The sequence below is a fragment of the Pseudomonas sp. WS 5411 genome (genome assembly GCF_012985595.1).
Taxonomy (GTDB): Bacteria; Pseudomonadota; Gammaproteobacteria; order Pseudomonadales; family Pseudomonadaceae; genus Aquipseudomonas; species Aquipseudomonas shahriarae.
In genome coordinates this window covers 136,626-154,003 of the sequence record NZ_JAARMC010000002.1, presented here as the reverse complement: position 1 = coordinate 154,003, position 17,378 = coordinate 136,626, and the positions used below count along the sequence as shown (strand labels likewise).

At 61.4% G+C, this 17,378-nt stretch carries 14 protein-coding genes; 10 read left to right on the top strand and 4 right to left on the bottom strand.

Annotated elements, in window-relative coordinates; translation table 11 throughout:
- Positions 1 to 182 precede the first annotated feature (182 nt).
- Both HBR93_RS04575 and HBR93_RS04570 read left to right on the top strand, forming a co-directional pair.
- Positions 183 to 2,669, top strand: a complete 2,487-nt coding sequence (locus HBR93_RS04575) for a circularly permuted type 2 ATP-grasp protein (RefSeq protein WP_057437433.1) — start codon at positions 183 to 185, stop codon at positions 2,667 to 2,669.
- Positions 2,669 to 3,559 carry a transglutaminase family protein gene (locus HBR93_RS04570; RefSeq protein WP_115127263.1) on the top strand — a complete coding sequence of 297 codons (891 nt, stop codon included), beginning with the start codon at positions 2,669 to 2,671 and terminating at the stop codon, positions 3,557 to 3,559. The genes HBR93_RS04575 and HBR93_RS04570 overlap by 1 nt, the downstream gene beginning before the upstream one ends.
- Before the next feature lie 176 nt (positions 3,560 to 3,735).
- On the opposite strand, the gene HBR93_RS04565 is transcribed toward HBR93_RS04570, so the two are convergent.
- A complete protein-coding gene (locus HBR93_RS04565; RefSeq protein ID WP_057437435.1) occupies positions 3,736 to 3,924 on the bottom strand; it encodes a hypothetical protein in 189 nt (62 codons plus the stop codon).
- A 382-nt stretch (positions 3,925 to 4,306) separates the two neighbouring features.
- Here HBR93_RS04565 and azu point away from each other — a divergent pair, with 382 nt between their 5' ends.
- Positions 4,307 to 4,753 carry an azurin gene (gene azu / locus HBR93_RS04560; protein ID WP_057437438.1) on the top strand — a complete coding sequence of 149 codons (447 nt, stop codon included), beginning with the start codon at positions 4,307 to 4,309 and terminating at the stop codon, positions 4,751 to 4,753.
- Positions 4,754 to 4,886: 133 nt separating this feature from the next.
- Here the strand turns inward: azu and nadE are convergent, their stop codons facing one another.
- The 3 genes from nadE to HBR93_RS04545 form a co-directional block, all read right to left on the bottom strand.
- Positions 4,887 to 5,714 (bottom strand): ammonia-dependent NAD(+) synthetase, encoded by an 828-nt coding sequence (gene nadE / locus HBR93_RS04555; RefSeq protein ID WP_057437440.1) that lies wholly within the window; start codon positions 5,712 to 5,714, stop codon positions 4,887 to 4,889.
- 3 nt (positions 5,715 to 5,717) lie between these two features.
- Positions 5,718 to 6,932: a nicotinate phosphoribosyltransferase gene (gene pncB / locus HBR93_RS04550; RefSeq protein WP_057958168.1), complete on the bottom strand. Its 1,215-nt coding sequence runs from the start codon at positions 6,930 to 6,932 to the stop codon at positions 5,718 to 5,720.
- A 169-nt stretch (positions 6,933 to 7,101) separates the two neighbouring features.
- Positions 7,102 to 7,992, bottom strand: coding sequence for a LysR family transcriptional regulator (locus HBR93_RS04545; RefSeq protein WP_057437442.1), 891 nt, complete (start codon positions 7,990 to 7,992; stop codon positions 7,102 to 7,104).
- Between the two features lie 154 nt (positions 7,993 to 8,146).
- Here HBR93_RS04545 and HBR93_RS04540 point away from each other — a divergent pair, with 154 nt between their 5' ends.
- The 7 genes from HBR93_RS04540 (at position 8,147) to HBR93_RS04510 (ending at position 16,593) form a co-directional block, all read left to right on the top strand.
- Positions 8,147 to 9,637 carry an aldehyde dehydrogenase family protein gene (locus tag HBR93_RS04540; RefSeq protein WP_057437443.1) on the top strand — a complete coding sequence of 497 codons (1,491 nt, stop codon included), beginning with the start codon at positions 8,147 to 8,149 and terminating at the stop codon, positions 9,635 to 9,637.
- 144 nt (positions 9,638 to 9,781) lie between these two features.
- The gene (locus HBR93_RS04535) at positions 9,782 to 11,065 is read left to right on the top strand and encodes an FAD-binding oxidoreductase (protein ID WP_169959879.1); all 1,284 of its coding nucleotides are present in this window, start codon (positions 9,782 to 9,784) and stop codon (positions 11,063 to 11,065) included.
- A 389-nt stretch (positions 11,066 to 11,454) separates the two neighbouring features.
- The gene (locus HBR93_RS04530) at positions 11,455 to 12,591 is read left to right on the top strand and encodes a branched-chain amino acid ABC transporter substrate-binding protein (RefSeq protein ID WP_057437446.1); all 1,137 of its coding nucleotides are present in this window, start codon (positions 11,455 to 11,457) and stop codon (positions 12,589 to 12,591) included.
- A 222-nt stretch (positions 12,592 to 12,813) separates the two neighbouring features.
- Positions 12,814 to 13,728: a branched-chain amino acid ABC transporter permease gene (locus tag HBR93_RS04525; RefSeq protein ID WP_057437447.1), complete on the top strand. Its 915-nt coding sequence runs from the start codon at positions 12,814 to 12,816 to the stop codon at positions 13,726 to 13,728.
- A 2-nt stretch (positions 13,729 to 13,730) separates the two neighbouring features.
- Entirely contained in the window at positions 13,731 to 15,008 is a 1,278-nt protein-coding gene (gene livM, locus HBR93_RS04520; protein ID WP_115127266.1) for a high-affinity branched-chain amino acid ABC transporter permease LivM, read from the top strand.
- Positions 15,005 to 15,880, top strand: coding sequence for an ATP-binding cassette domain-containing protein (locus tag HBR93_RS04515; protein ID WP_057437448.1), 876 nt, complete (start codon positions 15,005 to 15,007; stop codon positions 15,878 to 15,880). The genes livM and HBR93_RS04515 overlap by 4 nt, the downstream gene beginning before the upstream one ends.
- Positions 15,877 to 16,593, top strand: a complete 717-nt coding sequence (locus HBR93_RS04510; protein WP_057437450.1) for an ABC transporter ATP-binding protein — start codon at positions 15,877 to 15,879, stop codon at positions 16,591 to 16,593. The genes HBR93_RS04515 and HBR93_RS04510 overlap by 4 nt, the downstream gene beginning before the upstream one ends.
- The last annotated feature ends 785 nt before the right edge of the window (positions 16,594 to 17,378 follow it).

The window sequence follows — 17,378 nt, the reverse complement described above, 5'->3', positions numbered from 1 at the left end:
CTGTAGGCGCGGGCTTATGTGGGAGCGGGCTTGCCCGCGATGACCGAGTATCAGCCAGGATATGCATTGGCTGATGCACTGCTATCGCGAGCGAGCCCGCTTCCCCACACGGCCAGTTTCCACAGAGGATTTGCAGTGTTTGTTAGGTTAATCTGGCTTCCCTTGCCCCTGCCGAGCGTTCCATGTCCGACTTGCTCGACCGTTACCCGCTGACTGCGGGCACCTATCACGAACTGCTGGATGGCAGCGGCGCGGTGCGCGCCCATTGGCAGCGCCTGCTCGACCACCTGCAGCGCAGCACCCCGGCGCAACTGGCCCAGCGCCAGGCGTTGCTGACGCGGCAGATCCAGGAAAACGGCGTGACCTACAACGTCTATGCCGACCCCAAGGGCGCCGACCGCCCATGGGAGCTGGACCTGCTGCCCCACGTATTGGCGGCGGATGAGTGGGCGCACTTGTCGGCAGGCATTGCCCAGCGTGCGCGCTTGCTCAATGCGGTGCTGGCCGACCTGTATGGCCCGCAACGCCTGATTGCCGAAGGCTTGCTGCCGGCAGAACTGGTGTTTGGGCATAACAACTTCCTCTGGCCGTGCCAGGGCATCCAGCCGCCCGATGGAGTGTTCCTGCACCTGTACGCGGTGGACCTGGCGCGCACCCCGGATGGCCGCTGGTGGGTCACGGCAGACCGCACCCAGGCGCCCTCCGGCGCCGGTTATGCCCTGGAAAACCGCACCATCGTCTCCCGTGCATTCCCGGATTTGTATCGCGACTTGCAGGTGCAGCACCTCACCGGGTTCTTCCGTACCCTGCAGGAAACCCTGGCCCGCCAGGCGCCCGGTGATGACCAGCCGCCGCTGATCGTGCTGCTGACCCCGGGGCGCTTCAATGAAAGCTATTTCGAACACCTGTACCTGGCCCGCCAGCTTGGCTACCCCTTGGTAGAAGGCGGCGACCTGACCGTGCGCGACAGCACGGTGTACCTCAAGACCCTCAGCGGCCTGCGCCGCGTGCACGCGATCATGCGCCGCCTGGACGATGATTTCTGCGACCCCCTGGAACTGCGCACCGACTCGGCCCTGGGCGTGCCCGGCCTGCTGGATGCGGTACGCCAGGGCAATGTGCTGGTGGCCAATGCCCTGGGCGCCGGCGTGCTGGAGTCCCCTGGACTGTTGGGTTTCCTGCCGAAGATCAATCAATTTCTGTTTGGTGAAGAACTGATCCTGCCGTCCATCGCCACCTGGTGGTGCGGCGAGGCCCCGGTACTGGCCGAAGCCCTGGAAAAACTGCCGGAGTTACTGATCAAACCAGCGTTCCCTTCGCAAAGTTTTGCCCCGGTGTTTGGCCGCGACTTGAACAACGAACAACGCCAGGCCCTGGCCGAACGCATGCAGGCGCGCCCATACGCCTACGTGGCCCAGGAGCTGGCGCAGCTGTCCCAGGCGCCGGTCTGGCACACCGTGGATGATCATCTGCAACATCGCGCCATTGGCATGCGCGTGTACGCGGTGGCCGGTGAGGATGGCTACCGGGTGCTGCCGGGCGGCCTGACCCGCGTGGCAGCCCACGCGGATGCCGAAGTGGTGTCGATGCAACGCGGCGGGGCGAGCAAGGACACCTGGGTGCTGGGCGAGCGTGCCCCCGGTGGCGAGCAATGGCGTGCGCAGCGGGTGATCGGCACCCATGACCTGGTGCGTCGCGACCCCTACCTGCCTTCGCGGGTGGTGGAAAACCTGTTCTGGTTCGGCCGTTACTGCGAGCGCTGCGATAACAGTGCGCGCTGGCTGCGTGTGGTGCTCGCACGCTATGTCGATGGTGACGACCCGCTGGCCCTACAGGCTGCCGTAGAACTCGGTGAGAGCCTGCGCCTGCTGCCGGAGGAGGGCGAGTTGCCCGAGCGCCTGCTGCAGGCCCTGCTCGGTGATGACTGGCCGTCGAGCCTGCGCGCCAACTTGCAGCGCTTGCAGTGGGCGGCGTCCCAGGTGCGCGGCAAGCTGTCCCGGGAGAACTGGCAGGCTCTGGTGGAGTTGCAGCGCGAAGCCCTGGAGCTGGAGCGCGAGACGCCGGATTTTGGCGAGCTGCTGGATTTTCTCAATCGCCTGGTGATGTCGCTGGCGGCCTTGTCCGGCTTTGCCCTCGACGACATGACCCGCGACGAAGGCTGGCGCTTTTTGATGATGGGCCGGCGCATCGAGCGCCTGCAGTTTCTCAGCAGCAGCCTCGCGGCCTTCCTGCGCGGCGTGGCGGTGTTCGACCAGGCCGGGCTGGAGTGGTTGCTGGAGTTGGGCAACAGCAGCATCACCTACCGCTCGCGTTACCTGGCAGTGCCGCAATTGATTCCGGTGCTGGACCTGTTGCTGCTGGATGAACAGAACCCCCACGCGGTGGTGTTCCAGCTCAAGCTGGTGAGTCGCACCCTGCGTCGCCTCAACGATGACTTCGGCGTGCCTCGGGAGACCGGGCTGGCGCCGCTGGTGGAGCGCCTGTCGCGCTTTGACCTGGGTTGCCTGGAGAACCCGTTGTTTGGTGACGCCAGCGTGCGCGCGGCCCTCGACGGCCTGGCGGACCTGTTGCAGGCGGTCGCCGATGAAAGCGGGCAAGTCTCTGATCGCCTGGCCCTGCGCCATTTTGCCCATGTGGATGATGTCAGCCAGCAAACGGTGTCTGTGTAATGAGCGCGCGCTATCAGATTTTCCACGATACCCATTATCACTACGACAGCCCGGTGTCCCTGGCCCAGCAACTGGCGCACTTATGGCCGCGCCCGTGTGCGTGGCAGCGCTGCACTTCGCGGCAACTGGAGATCAGCCCCGAGCCGACGGCGCGCCGTGATGAGCTGGATGTGTTTGGCAATCCGATCACCCGGCTGGCGTTCGAGCGGCCCCATGACGAATTGCTGGTCAATGCCGGCCTGACCGTGGAGGTTTTGGCCCGGCCTGTGCTGGATTTCAACCAGTCACCGCCCTGGGACCAGACCCGCAACCGCCTGACCTACAGTGGCCAGCCGTTGTCGGCAGAGGCGATCGAGGCGTGCCGCTATCGTTTCGAATCGCCCTACGTGCATTTGAAGAAAAACTTCGTCGATTTTTCCGAGAGCTGCTTTCCGGCTGGCCGGCCGCTGTTGCTGGGCGTGCAGGCGTTGATGGAGAAGATTTTCAGCGAGTTTACCTTCGATGCCGAAGCCACCCAGGTCGCCACGCCGCTGGTGGAGGTGCTGGAGCGTCGACGGGGGGTGTGCCAGGACTTTGCCCACCTGATGCTTGCCTGCCTGCGCTCACGGGGCCTGGCGGCGCGTTACATCAGTGGCTACCTGCTGACCCAGCCACCGCCCGGCCAGCCACGGCTTATCGGCGCTGATGCGTCGCACGCGTGGGTGTCGGTGTTTTGCCCGTTGTCGGGCTGGGTGGATTTTGATCCGACGAACAATGTGCAGCCGGCACTGGAGCACATCACCCTGGCCTGGGGCCGGGATTTTTCCGATGTCTCGCCGTTGCGCGGGGTGATTCTGGGAGGGGGCAGCCATGACCCGGAAGTGCGGGTGACGGTGATGCCGCTGGAATAACCGATGCGGTGTGGCCAATGCTCCCGTGGAGGGCAGACCGCTGTGGCGAGGGCGCTTGCTCCCGCTGGACTGCGTAGCCGTCCCAGTTCGGGGACCACTTCGCGCCCAACGCGGGCAAGCCCGCTCGCCACATAAAGCCTGCTCGCCACAGGTCAGGCATTCATTGAGGCGGGGGTTCAGGCCTCGGGTGCCGGGTCTTTCGGGGTTTCAGTTTCGTCAGCAATCACTTCCCCTTCAGCATCCGGGTTCAGTGCGCCTGCTTCTTCGTCGGCCGCAGCTTTCTTACGTTGCAGCTTTTCCTCTTTCTTCTGTTCCTTGGCCAAGTCTCTCTGACGTTTGGCGAAGGAGTAATTAGGTTTTGCCATGGGCGATCCTCTGGGGTCGAAGGTGAGGTTGAGCGGCGGGTATTCTGCCTTTAAACGGGCTCCAAGGGGTAATCGGGTTTCAGAATCGTCTCTGCTGACTAAACGTTAGTCGACATTAACCGTTTCGTAAGTACCGCTGGCGCCACAGGCGTAAGCGGCAAGGAGGCTGCATAACAGGCTATTGAGGTGCATGGCTCGGACTCCAGGAAGGAAAGATGAGCCGATCATAGGCAGCGTGCGGCACTTTGGCTGGTTGATTCTGTCGATCAGTCTGATAGCCTAAAGTTGTATACAATCTGTTGATTCAGATCATTGGAACATCTGCCTGCCTCAGGCACCCTTGTCGCATATGCGTTTTTTAAACCCTGCCTTGGAGATTCACATGTTCGCCAAAATCGTTGCTGTTTCCCTGCTGACTCTGGCCAGCGGTCAGTTGCTCGCTGCAGAGTGCAAGGTCACTGTCGACTCCACCGACCAAATGTCCTTCGACACCAAGGCCATTGAAATCGACAAGAGCTGCAAGACGTTCACCGTTGAGCTGAAGCACTCGGGCAACCTGCCGAAGAACGTCATGGGCCATAACTGGGTGCTGACCACTGAGGCTGATATGCAGCCGGTTGCAACCGAGGGCATGGCCGCCGGCATCGACAACAACTACCTGAAAAAAGACGACACCCGCATCATCGCCCATACCAAGATCATCGGCGCTGGCGAGACCGACTCGGTGACCTTCGATGTGTCCAAGCTCAAGGCTGACGGCAAGTACATGTTCTTCTGCTCGTTCCCAGGCCACATCGCGATGATGAAAGGCACTGTGACCCTGAAGTAAGGCCACAGACCGCGCTATCGTTCATCACCGGCAAGCCCGCCCCCACATTTTGATGTATGAATACATTCAACTGTGGGAGCGGGCTTGCCCGCGATAGCGGCCTGACAATCAATACACAACCACCCGCCTCACCTCAAGGCGCAAACGGCATCACCCGCTTGTGCTCAGTCTTGCGATAGGTCTCGCAGATAATCCTGAACGCTTCCTCACGCACCGGCTGGCCGTGCAGGAACGCATCGATTTCGGTATAGGTCACGCCATGGGACGCTTCATCCGGCTTGCCCGGTGAGAGGTCTTCCAGGTCGGCTGTCGGGATCTTCTCCACCAGCGACTCGGGCGCACCAAAGTACCGGGCAATCGCCCGTACCTGGTTTTTCACCAGCCCGCTCAACGGTGCGAGGTCGCAGGCGCCGTCACCAAACTTGGTGAAAAAACCCATCACCGCTTCCGCCGCATGGTCGGTGCCGATCACCAGGCCGCTCGCTGCGCCGGCGATAGTGTATTGCGCGACCATGCGCATCCGCGCCTTGGTATTGCCCAGTACAAAATCGCGGGACACCGCCGCCTTGCCCTCGAAGGCCGCTACTTCATTGGCCAGGGCCTTGACCGCCGGGCCGATGTTGACCGTGTGGCGTTCGTCGGGGTTGATGAAGTCAACGCTGGCCTGGGCATCGTGTTCGTCGAACTGGGTCTCGTAAGGCAGACGCACCGCGATAAAGCGGTAAGCGTCATCGCCTTTGAGCGCGCGCAGCTCTTTCATCGCCCGCTGGGCCAGCAGGCCGGCGGTCAGGGAGTCGACGCCGCCGCTGATGCCCAGCACCAGGGTCTTGAGCCCCGAATTGAGCAGGCAGTCCTGGATAAAGGTAATCCGCCGGGCCACTTCCGCTTCGAGGGCGGCGTGGTCCTGGAACGGTGGTTGGACCTTGAGCTGTTCAGCAATCTCACGCTGTACGGCTTGCATGATTCACTCCTCGCTAGAGATGGCAGGTACTTTGAAAACGTGGCGCAAATAGGCGACGAAGTTCGGATCCGTGCAGTGGGTCTTGCCCGCTTCATCGGAGATCTTCGCCACGGGCTGGCCATTGCAGGCGGTCATTTTAAGCACGATGCTCATCGGTTCCACACCTGGAATGTCACAGGTCAGGTTGGTACCGATGCCAAAGCTGACATTGATCCGACCGCGCAGCGCGCGGAAAATCTCCAGGGCCTTGGGCAGCGTCAGGCTGTCAGAGAACACCAGGGTCTTGCTCATCGGCTCGATGCCCAGCTTGTGGTAATGGGCGATGGCTTTTTCGGCCCACTGCACCGGGTCGCCGGAGTCATGGCGCAGGCCGTCGAACAGCTTGGCGAAGTACAGATCGAAATCGCTGAGGAAGGCATCGGTGGTGATGCAATCGGTCAGGGCGATCCCCAGCAGGCCACGGTACTCGCGGACCCAGCAATCAAGGGCGGCGATCTGGCTGTCGATCAGGCGCGGGCCCAGTTGCTGGTGGGCCATGATCCATTCGTGGGCCATGGTGCCCAGGGGCTTCATGTCCAGTTCGCGGGCCAGGTGCACGTTACTGGTGCCGACGAAACGGCCGGGGAAGTCGTGCTTGAGCACATTCACCACTTCCTCCTGCACGCGGTAGGAGAAGCGCCGGCGGGTACCGAAGTCCGCGACCTGCAACTCGGCCAGCTCGTCGCTGCTGGCATTGGCGGTCAACCAGTCGAACTTGCGATACAGCTGCTCGCGGGCCTGCTCCAGGATGATGGTCGGGTAGCGATAGCGGTTGCGCACTTCGCTGACAATCGCCAGTAGCGGCACTTCAAACAGGATCACATGCAGCCAGGGGCCGCGCAGGCGGATAAACAGCTCGCCATTCTCGATGCCGGTCTGCACATAGCGCAGGTTGAAGCGGAACAAACCCAGGAAGCGCAGGAAGTCCGGCTTCATAAAGCTGATGCGTTCCAGGAAACCCAACTGGTCCGGGCTCAGGCTCAACTCGGCGAGGCGCTCGATCTGGTAGCGGATTTCTGCCAGATAGGGGCGCAGGTCCTCGCTGTTACGGCAACGGAATTCCCATTCAACTTCCACGTTGGGGTAGTTGTGCAGCACCGCCTGCATCATGGTCAGCTTGTAGAAGTCGGTGTCGAGCAGGTTCTGCACGATGCGATCGGCAAACACACTCTCGCTCATAACGGGAATCTCCAGACAAGAATGGCGCTAGTGGCGCATAGACCTGTGTTGTTTTGCCAGAGGTTTTTTTGTCGTGGCCTCTGGCGTCATCGCAGGCAAGCCAGCTCCCACAGGAGAATGCATTCCAAATGTGGGCGCTGGCTTGCCTGCGATGGCGGTATTCCAGGGGCTAAACAACCTGCTCCATCATCCACTTCACAAAATCCCGCACCTTGGGCACCTCTGCCGAATGCTCCGGATACGCCAGGTAGTACGCATCCTGGCTGGGCATTGCGTGCTGCCAGGGGATCACCAACTTGCCGTCTGCCAACTCTTCTTCCACCAAAAAACGCGGTAGAAGCGCCACGCCACAACCTACCTGCGCGGCGCGGATGCACATATAGAAGGTGTCAAAGCGCGGCCCGTGGTAGCTGTGTTCGGTCTGGTAGCCGAGGCTGGCGAACCAGTCATGCCAGCCCTGGGGGCGCGAGGCATTTTGCAGCAGCACCAACTCGCTCAGTTGCGTGGGGTCGCTGAAGGGCTGGGCCGGCAGGCTGTCGGGGGCGCACACCGGCACCAGTTCCTCGCTGAACAGCTTGAGGCTTTCGGTGCCAGGCCTTGCGCCTGTGCCGAAGTAGAAGGCCAGGTCGGCCTTGCCTTGCAGCAACTCGTCCGGCGTCTGCTCGTTGCACAGGTCCAGGTGGATCTGCGGGTGGCGCAGGCGCCAGCCCTTGAGCCGTGGCACCAGCCAGCGCGCGCCAAAGGTGTAGGGCGTCGATACGCGCAGCACTTCGGTTTCGCCGCCGTAGGAGCGCAGGTAGTGGGTCGACATCTCCACCTGGCTCAAGATCTTGCGTACTTCCACCAGGTACAGGTCGCCCGCCGGGGTCATCTGCAAGCGCCGGCGGACCCGGCGAAACAGCAGGTGCTGCAGCAACTCCTCCAATTGTGCGACCTGCTTGCTGACGGCGCTCTGGGTGAGGTTCAGCTCCTCGGCGGCGCGGGTGAAGCTCAGGTGGCGGGTCACGGCCTCGAAGCACTGCAGGGCGGTGATCGAGGGCAAATGTCTTTTATTGAGCACGGCACGCCTCTTTTTTTGTTTTGCATGAATAAACGGAATGATATCTCGCCTAATCGTCGTTTGTTGGCAAGTCCTGGGCCAGCTACAAATAAGGTCTGGACCGTCGTGCGGGCCACGGCGCAATTTTTCTGTTGGTGGATTGAAGGAGTGACCCATGGTTGCCGCATTGCTTGATCGTCTCGGTGTAGACCCGGCGTTGTACCAGGCGGGGAAACAGCCTGTGCATTCACCTATAGATGGCAGTCGCATCGCCAGTGTGCACTGGGAAGGGGCGGCCGAGGTCGAGCAGCAGGTCAGTCGCGCCGAGCATGCATTCGACGCCTGGCGCAAGGTGCCGGCGCCTCGTCGCGGTGAGCTGGTGCGCCAGTTCGGCGACCTGCTGCGTGAGTACAAGGCCGACCTGGGCGAGCTGGTGTCCTGGGAAGCCGGCAAGATCACCCAGGAAGGCCTGGGTGAAGTGCAGGAAATGATCGACATCTGCGACTTCGCCGTGGGCCTGTCGCGTCAGCTGTACGGCTTGACCATCGCCTCCGAGCGCCCTGGCCACCATATGCGTGAAACCTGGCACCCGTTGGGCGTGGTGGGTGTGATCAGCGCCTTCAACTTCCCGGTCGCGGTGTGGGCGTGGAACACGGCGCTGGCGCTGGTGTGCGGCAACCCGGTGATCTGGAAACCCTCGGAAAAGACCCCACTCACCGCCCTGGCCTGTCAGGCACTGTTTGAACGTGTCGCGAAAAACTTCAGCGACGCGCCGCCGTATCTCTGCCAGGTGGTCATCGGCGGGCGCGATGCCGGCGCCGCCCTGGTGGACGACCCGCGTGTGGCGCTGATCAGCGCCACCGGCAGCACGCGCATGGGCCGCGAAGTGGCGCCCAAAGTCGCCGCACGGTTTGCTCGCAGCATTCTGGAACTGGGCGGCAACAACGCGATGATCCTCGGCCCCAGCGCCGACCTGGACATGGCCGTGCGTGCCATCCTGTTCAGTGCGGTCGGTACCGCAGGCCAGCGCTGCACCAGCCTGCGCCGGCTGATCGCCCACGAGTCGGTCAAGGACGAAATCGTCACGCGCCTCAAGGCCGCCTATTCCAAGGTGCGCATCGGTCACCCGTTGCAAGGCAACCTGGTCGGCCCGCTGATCGACAAACACAGCTTTGAAAACATGCAGGACGCCCTGGAGCAGGCCTTGAGCGAAGGCGGCAAGGTGTTTGGCGGCAAGCGTCAGTTGCAGGACCAGTTCCCCAACGCTTACTACGTGTCGCCAGCCATCGTCGAAATGCCCGAGCAGAGCGATGTGGTGTGCAGTGAAACCTTCGCGCCGATTCTGTATGTGGTCGGCTACAAGGACTTCAGCGAGGCATTGCGCCTGAATAACGCGGTGCCGCAGGGCTTGTCGTCGTGCATCTTCACTACCGATGTGCGTGAGGCCGAGCAGTTCATGTCGGCAGTAGGCAGTGATTGTGGGATCGCCAACGTCAACATCGGCCCGAGTGGCGCGGAGATCGGCGGCGCGTTTGGCGGCGAGAAAGAGACCGGTGGCGGGCGTGAGTCGGGTTCGGACGCGTGGCGCGGGTATATGCGCCGGCAGACCAACACCGTGAACTATTCGCTGGAACTGCCGTTGGCCCAGGGCATTACCTTCGACTGAATCAGGTGCGGTCAATGTGGGAGCTGGTTTGCCGGCGATAGCGGTATTGGATTCACCATCGTTATCGCCGGCAAGCCAGCTCCCACATCCGATTGGGTTCGCAATTCAGAATAAGCGTTGTTGGTTAGATCCCGGAGTCTGGCAATGCCATTACGCGAAGCGTGTTTGTGGGAACAACTGACCCCTGGCCGGCCGAATCGCGCCGCCCTCAAGGGTGAGGTCAAGGTGGATGTGTGCGTGATCGGCGCCGGTATCACCGGTTTGTCGGCGGCCATTCACCTGCTGGAGCAAGGCAAAAGTGTCTGCGTGCTGGAGGCCCATCGCACCGGCCATGGCGGTTCGGGGCGCAACGTGGGGCTGGTCAACGCCGGGATGTGGATTCCTCCGGACGAGATCGAGGCCGGTTTCGGCACGGCGGTGGGCAGCCAGCTCAACCGCATGCTCGGCGCGGCACCGTCCCTGGTGTTCAGCCTGATCGACAAATACAACATTGATTGCCAGCTGCGCCGCGAGGGCACGTTGCACATGGCGCACAACGCCCGTGGCGAAGCGGACCTGCGTAGCCGCGAGGAACAGTGGAAGCGCCGTGGTGCGCCGGTCGAACTGTTGACGGGGGCCGCGTGCGAGCAGGCCACCGGCACCCGAAAGATCGCCGCCGCCTTGCTCGACCGGCGTGCCGGTACCTTGAACCCGATGGCCTACACCAGCGGCCTGGCCCATACAGCCGTGGGCCTGGGTGGGCAATTGTTCGACCATTCCCCGGTGACCCAACTGGAGCGCCAGGGCCAGCACTGGTCTGTGCAAACTGCCCAGGGCGCGGTGCAGGCTGCACAAGTGGTGATCGCCTCCAACGCCTACACCGAAGGTGAATGGACCGAGCTGCGGCGCAACTTTTTCCCCGGTTATTACTATCAGGTAGCCTCCGCGCCGTTGACCGATGCCGCCGCGCAACAAATCCTGCCGGGCGGCCAGGGTTCCTGGGATACCCGTCAGGTGCTGAGCAGTATCCGGCGTGATGCCGACGGGCGTTTGTTGCTGGGCAGCCTGGGCAACGGCAACCAGAAGCCCGCCTGGTTCCTCAAGGCCTGGGCCGACCGTGTGCAGCAGCACTATTTCCCGTACCTCAAGACGGTGGACTGGGAATACACCTGGACCGGCTGTATCGCCTTTACCCCGGACCATCTGATGCGGCTGTTCGAGCCCGCGCCCGGTTTGGTGGCCGTCACTGGCTACAACGGGCGTGGCGTGACCACCGGGACGGTGGTGGGCAAGGCATTTGCCGACTACCTGTGTCACCAGGATCCCCAGGCTCTGCCGATTCCGTTTGCACCGATGCAGCCCCTGGCCGGGGTAGGCCTGCGCAGTTGCCTGTATGAAGCCGGGTTTTCGTTGTATCACGCCGGCCAATGCCTGCGAATTGTCATCTGATCAGCGAAATACCGCCCAAAAGCCGGCGTTTTCTTAGCCGGCTACTAATCTGTATTGGTGCGAGTCGTAGCAGTGACGCACTGTAAATGTGCACTTCCGTTACGCGCGTGGTTACAGATGTCCGAAGGGGCGCTTGATGGCTGGCTGACATCAGTCCAATCGGCGGGTTTCACTCTTTCGGGCCTTTGGTTGCACCTCTGCGTTCCAGAGGGTTGCACGTCCCGGCAAAAAGGCACCGAAACGCCTGTAATAACAATGACACCGTGTCTTTTTGAAATATAAAAACGCAATGGCACGCCGCTTGCTCTCAGCTTTCCGGTGAAGGTTTCAAGTGAAAGTTTGAAGTGAAATTGCAGTGCCCATTCAACAAAAAACTCGGAGCACCACTCATGTCCCAGACGTTTTACAAGAAAGGTTTCCTGGCCCTCGCGGTAGCTGCCGCGCTGGGTGTTTCTACGTTTGTTCAAGCTGATGTGAAGATTGGCGTGGCGGGGCCGATGACGGGCGCCAACGCAGCCTTCGGTGAGCAGTACATGAAAGGTGCCCAGGCGGCAGCCGATGTGATCAACAAGGCGGGCGGGATCAACGGCGAACAGATCAAGCTGGTGGCCGGTGACGATGCGTGCGAACCCAAGCAGGCCGTGGCCGTGGCCAACCGCCTGGCCGACCAGGACAAAGTGATCGGTGTGGTCGGCCACTTCTGCTCGTCCAACACCATTCCAGCCTCCGAGGTGTACGACGAAGCGGGCATCATCGCAATCACTCCAGGCTCCACCAACCCACAAGTGACCGAGCGTGGCCTGGCGGCCATGTTCCGTATGTGCGGGCGTGACGACCAGCAAGGCATCGTGGCCGGCGACTACATCGTCGACGTGCTCAAGGGCAAGAAAGTCGCGGTCATCAACGACAAGGACACCTACGGCAAAGGCCTGGCCGATGCCACCGCCGCCCAGTTGACCAAGCGCGGCGTCAAGCCGGTGCTGGAAGAAGGCCTGACCCGTGGCGAAAAAGACTTCAGCGCCCTGGTCACCAAGATCCGCTCGCTGGGTGCCGACGTTGTGTACTTCGGCGGCCTGCACCCGGAAGCCGGTCCACTGGTACGCCAGATCCGTGAAGCCGGCCTCAACGACGTCAAGTTCATGTCCGACGACGGTGTCGTGACCGACGAACTGGTGGCGACCGCCGGTGGTGCGCAGTACGTCAATGGCGTCTACATGACCTTCGGCGCCGACCCGCGCCTGCTGCCAGACAGCAAGGCCGTGGTGGAAGAGTTCCGCAAAAATGGCACCGAGCCTGAAGGCTACACCCTGTACGCCTACGCCTCGATCCAGGCCCTGGCCGCCGGCTTCAACGGCGCCAAGTCCAACAAGGGCGAAGATGCAGCCAAGTGGCTCAAGGCCAACCCGGTGCAAACCGTGATGGGCAAGAAAGAATGGGATACCAAGGGTGACCTGAAAGTCTCCGACTACGTGGTGTACCAGTGGGACAAGGACGGCAAATACCACCAGTTGGAAAAGCAGAAGTAATCAACCAGCCACCACCGACCCCTTGTGGGAATCGGGCTTGCCCGCGATGACGGACTGACAGCCAGCACCTGTGTTGAATGTGAGACCGCTATCGCCGGCAAGCCAGCTCCCACACTGGATCGCGGTTGCCCGGGCCATTGCGTCCGGCACCAGATCTGTCTTTTCCTCCAGAAGGACCGCACACCCCACGGTGTGCAGGTTCTCACCGCGTGAGATTGCGTTATGGATGGTATTTTCCTGCAGCAACTGGTCAACGGTCTGACCCTCGGGTCGGTCTATGGCCTGATCGCCATCGGCTACACAATGGTCTATGGCATCATTGGCATGATCAACTTCGCCCACGGCGAGGTTTATATGATTTCCGCTTACCTCGCGGCGATCAGTCTGGCACTGCTGGCTTACTTCGGCCTCGAATCCTTCCCGCTGCTCATTCTTGGCACCCTGGTGTTCACCGTTGTCGTCACGGGCGTCTACGGTTGGGTCATCGAGCGTGTCGCCTACAAACCGTTGCGTAACTCCACGCGCCTGGCCCCGCTGATCAGCGCCATCGGGATTTCGCTGATCCTGCAGAACTACGCGCAGATCGCCCAGGGCGCCAAGCAACAAGGCATTCCCACCCTGCTGGCCGGCGCCTGGCGCGTCGATATCGGCACCGGGTTCGTCCAGTTGACCTACACCAAGGTGTTTATCCTGGTCGCAGCCTTTGCCGGTATGGCGCTGCTGACCTACATCATCAAGTACACCAAGCTCGGCCGCATGTGCCGTGCGACCCAGCAAGACCGCAAGATGGCCTCGATCCTGGGGATCAACACCGACCGCGTGATTTCCTACGTGTTTGTCATCGGTGCCGCCATGGCGGCCCTGGCCGGTGTGCTGATTACCCTGAACTACGGCACGTTCGACTTCTATGCCGGCTTTATCATCGGCATCAAGGCATTTACCGCAGCGGTACTCGGCGGCATCGGCTCCCTGCCTGGGGCGATGCTGGGCGGGATCATCCTGGGGATTTCCGAGTCGCTGTTCTCGGGGTTGATCAACTCTGACTACAAAGACGTGTTCAGTTTCTCCCTGCTGGTGGTGATTCTGATTTTCCGTCCCCAGGGCCTGCTTGGTCGCCCTCTCGTGGCGAAGGTGTAAACATGTCTGCTGCCAAATCTATTGATATCAAGAAAAGTGTGGTCGATGCGGTCCTCGCCGGGCTGATTTCCCTGATCGTGTTCGGCCCTATCGTCGGCGTGGTCCTGGACGGCTACAGCTTCAACCTGGAGCCGGCCCGCGTGGGCTTGCTGGTCGCCATCGTCATGGCCGGGCGGCTGGTCATGAGCCTGTTCCTGCAAACGCCCAAGGGCTTGAAGATCCTCCAGGGTTTTGAAAGCTCGGGCTCCGGGGTGCATGTGCTGGCGCCGGACTACAAGTCGCGGCTGCGCTGGATCATCCCGGCGCTGATCGTGATCGCCATTGTCTTTCCGTTTTTTGCCAACAAATACCTGCTGACCGTGGTGATCCTCGGGCTGATCTACGTGTTGCTGGGCCTGGGCCTGAACATCGTGGTGGGCTTGGCCGGGTTGCTCGACCTGGGTTACGTGGCGTTCTACGCCATCGGCGCCTATGGCCTGGCCCTGGGGTACCAATACCTCGGGCTGGGGTTCTGGACGGTGTTGCCGCTGGCGGCCATTGCGGCCGCGTTGGCGGGGTGCATACTCGGCTTCCCGGTGTTACGAATGCACGGTGACTACCTGGCCATCGTGACCCTGGGTTTCGGTGAAATCATCCGCCTGGTGCTTAACAACTGGCTGTCGTTTACCGGCGGGCCGAACGGTATGCCGGTGCCATCGCCGACCTTCCTCGGCCTGGAGTTCGGCCGCCGCGCCAAAGAAGGCGGGGTGCCGTTCCATGAGTTCTTCGGCATTGCCTACAACCCCAACGTGAAATTCCTGTTCATTTACATCGTGCTGTTCCTGGTGGTGCTGGCCGTGCTGTACATCAAGCACCGCCTGACCCGCATGCCAGTAGGCCGCGCCTGGGAAGCCCTGCGTGAAGATGAGATCGCTTGCCGCTCCATGGGCCTGAACCATGTGCTGGTCAAACTCTCGGCCTTCACCATCGGCGCCTCCACGGCCGGTCTGGCCGGGGTGTTCTTTGCCAGCTACCAGGGCTTCGTCAACCCGTCTTCGTTCACCTTCTTCGAGTCGGCATTGATCCTCGCCATCGTGGTACTGGGCGGCATGGGCTCGACGGTGGGCGTGGTGATTGCCGCGTTCGTGCTGACCGTGGCGCCTGAACTGCTGCGTAGCTTCTCCGAGTACCGTGTGCTGCTGTTTGGCGTGTTGATGGTGGTGATGATGATCTGGCGGCCGCGTGGCCTGATCCGGATCAGCCGTGCCGGTGTGACACCACGCAAGGGGGTAGCGCCATGAGCAAGGAAGTGGTCCTCAACGTGGAACACCTGATGATGCACTTCGGTGGCATCAAGGCCTTGAGCGATGTGAGCCTCAAGGTCGAACGCAACTCGATCTTCGCCCTGATCGGCCCCAACGGCGCCGGCAAGACCACGGTGTTCAACTGTCTGACCGGCTTCTACACGGCCAGCGGCGGCAAGATCGAACTCAATATCCGTGGCAAGCAGACCAACGTGATCCAGTTGCTCGGCGAGCGCTTCAAACCCACCGACTTCGTGTCGCCCAAGAGCTTTTTCAGCCGGGTGTACTACAAGATGTTCGGCGGCACCCACCTGGTGAACCGTGCCGGCCTGGCCCGTACGTTCCAGAACATTCGCCTGTTCAAGGAAATGTCGGTGGTGGAAAACCTGCTGGTGGCCCAGCACATGTGGGTCAACCGCAACATGCTGGCGGGCATTCTCAACACCAAGGGCTACCGCAAGGCAGAAAGCGATGCACTGGACCACGCCTTTTACTGGCTGGAAGTAGTGGACCTGGTGGACTGTGCCAACCGCCTGGCCGGCGAGCTTTCCTACGGCCAGCAGCGCCGCCTGGAAATCGCCCGTGCCATGTGCACCCGGCCGCAGATCATCTGCCTGGACGAACCGGCAGCGGGCCTCAACCCCCAGGAAACCGAAGCCCTCAGCGCGATGATTCGCCTGCTGCGCGACGAACACGACCTCACAGTGGTGCTGATTGAACACGACATGGGCATGGTGATGAGTATTTCCGACCACATCGTGGTGCTGGACCACGGCAACGTCATCGCCGAGGGCGGGCCGGACGCGATCCGTAACGACCCGAAAGTGATTGCGGCCTACCTGGGCGCCGATGAAGAGGAGTTGGTATGAGTACGCCTATCCTCGAAATGAAGGACCTGGACGTGTTTTACGGCCCGATCCAGGCCCTGAAAAAAGTCTCGCTGCACATCGACGAAGGTGAAACGGTGAGCCTGATCGGCTCCAACGGCGCGGGCAAGTCCACGCTGCTGATGTCGATCTTCGGCCAGCCGCGCGCCGAGTCCGGGCAGATCCTCTACCAGGGCGTGGACATCACCCACAAGTCGTCCCACTACATCGCCTCCAACGGCATCGCCCAGTCCCCGGAAGGGCGGCGGGTGTTCCCGGACATGACCGTCGAGGAAAACCTGCTGATGGGCACCATCCCCATTGGCGACAAGCACGCCAGCGAAGATATGCAGCGCATGTTCGAGCTGTTTCCACGGCTCAAGGAGCGGCGTAACCAGCGGGCGATGACCATGTCCGGTGGCGAACAGCAAATGCTCGCCATTGCCCGGGCATTGATGAGCCGACCCAAGCTGTTGCTGCTCGATGAGCCGAGCCTGGGGCTGGCGCCGATTGTGGTGAAGCAGATCTTCGCCACCTTGCGCGAGCTGGCCGCCACCGGGATGACCATCTTCCTGGTGGAGCAGAACGCCAACCATGCGTTGCGCCTGTCTGACCGGGCGTATGTGATGGTCAACGGCGAAATCCGTTTGACCGGCACCGGCAAGGAGTTGCTGGTGAACGAGGAAGTGCGCAACGCCTACCTCGGCGGGCACTAACCCGGCCTGATCGCTCCCACGCTCCGCGTGGGAGCGCATCCTGTGACGCTCGGCGTCACGCTTTGGGACGCAGAGCGTCCTTGGCGGCATTCCCACGCGAAGCGTGGGAACGATCAGCGGGCGCCTGCATTTTTCGGTCGTCCACAGGCCCTCCGGCAAATTGTGGAAAACAAATCCACACACCTCCTCAAGCGCGACATATAGCCGCCGCAAATCCCTGTTTTGTCACACAAATGACTTGTCCCCATCCACTGTGGAACCGGCTGTGGGTAACATGGGAGTAGCTGGCTGCAAGCCTTTATCTACGCGGCCTGTAGCGCTATGGTTGTTTTTTGATCAGGGGCTTTTTTGTGGAGTGTCGCAGGTTTTGTCAACCTGTTCATAGACACAGGTATATGACCGAAACATGACATTCAAGCCTGTGGATAAGTCTGTGGTTAAACTCTGGAAAGACTGGTGTAGAGGCCGGATTTACTGGCCTGGAGCCATGCATCCCGACTCATCCTCCCGCAGGGGCCTACATATGGCCCGCCCAAGGTCAAGCAAAAAACTTTTTGAATCGCCCTGAAAGCCTTGTACATAGCGGCCTGGAGGGTTTTGTACTTGCCCCCAAAGACTGTGGGCGCAGCTGTGGATAACCTGCGCGCATATGGCTGCAGGCCACGGTTTATAAGGCTTTACTTGGAGTGATTAAAAAATGATCAGGTGTGCATGACGTTATGTGCATAGCGGTTGCCGCAACGGCGGCGTAAGGGCATTCTGCTGGCTGATTTTTTCCCGATGCC

Coding starts and splice junctions, on each gene's coding strand:
- HBR93_RS04575 (WP_057437433.1), top strand. CDS start 183: ATGTCCGACTTGCTCGACCGTTACCCGCTGACTGCGGGCACCTATCAC.
- livM (WP_115127266.1), top strand. CDS start 13,731: ATGTCTGCTGCCAAATCTATTGATATCAAGAAAAGTGTGGTCGATGCG.
- HBR93_RS04515 (WP_057437448.1), top strand. CDS start 15,005: ATGAGCAAGGAAGTGGTCCTCAACGTGGAACACCTGATGATGCACTTC.
- HBR93_RS04565 (WP_057437435.1), bottom strand. CDS start 3,924: ATGGCAAAACCTAATTACTCCTTCGCCAAACGTCAGAGAGACTTGGCC.
- HBR93_RS04540 (WP_057437443.1), top strand. CDS start 8,147: ATGGTTGCCGCATTGCTTGATCGTCTCGGTGTAGACCCGGCGTTGTAC.
- pncB (WP_057958168.1), bottom strand. CDS start 6,932: ATGAGCGAGAGTGTGTTTGCCGATCGCATCGTGCAGAACCTGCTCGAC.
- HBR93_RS04535 (WP_169959879.1), top strand. CDS start 9,782: ATGCCATTACGCGAAGCGTGTTTGTGGGAACAACTGACCCCTGGCCGG.
- HBR93_RS04530 (WP_057437446.1), top strand. CDS start 11,455: ATGTCCCAGACGTTTTACAAGAAAGGTTTCCTGGCCCTCGCGGTAGCT.
- azu (WP_057437438.1), top strand. CDS start 4,307: ATGTTCGCCAAAATCGTTGCTGTTTCCCTGCTGACTCTGGCCAGCGGT.
- nadE (WP_057437440.1), bottom strand. CDS start 5,714: ATGCAAGCCGTACAGCGTGAGATTGCTGAACAGCTCAAGGTCCAACCA.
- HBR93_RS04510 (WP_057437450.1), top strand. CDS start 15,877: ATGAGTACGCCTATCCTCGAAATGAAGGACCTGGACGTGTTTTACGGC.
- HBR93_RS04570 (WP_115127263.1), top strand. CDS start 2,669: ATGAGCGCGCGCTATCAGATTTTCCACGATACCCATTATCACTACGAC.
- HBR93_RS04525 (WP_057437447.1), top strand. CDS start 12,814: ATGGATGGTATTTTCCTGCAGCAACTGGTCAACGGTCTGACCCTCGGG.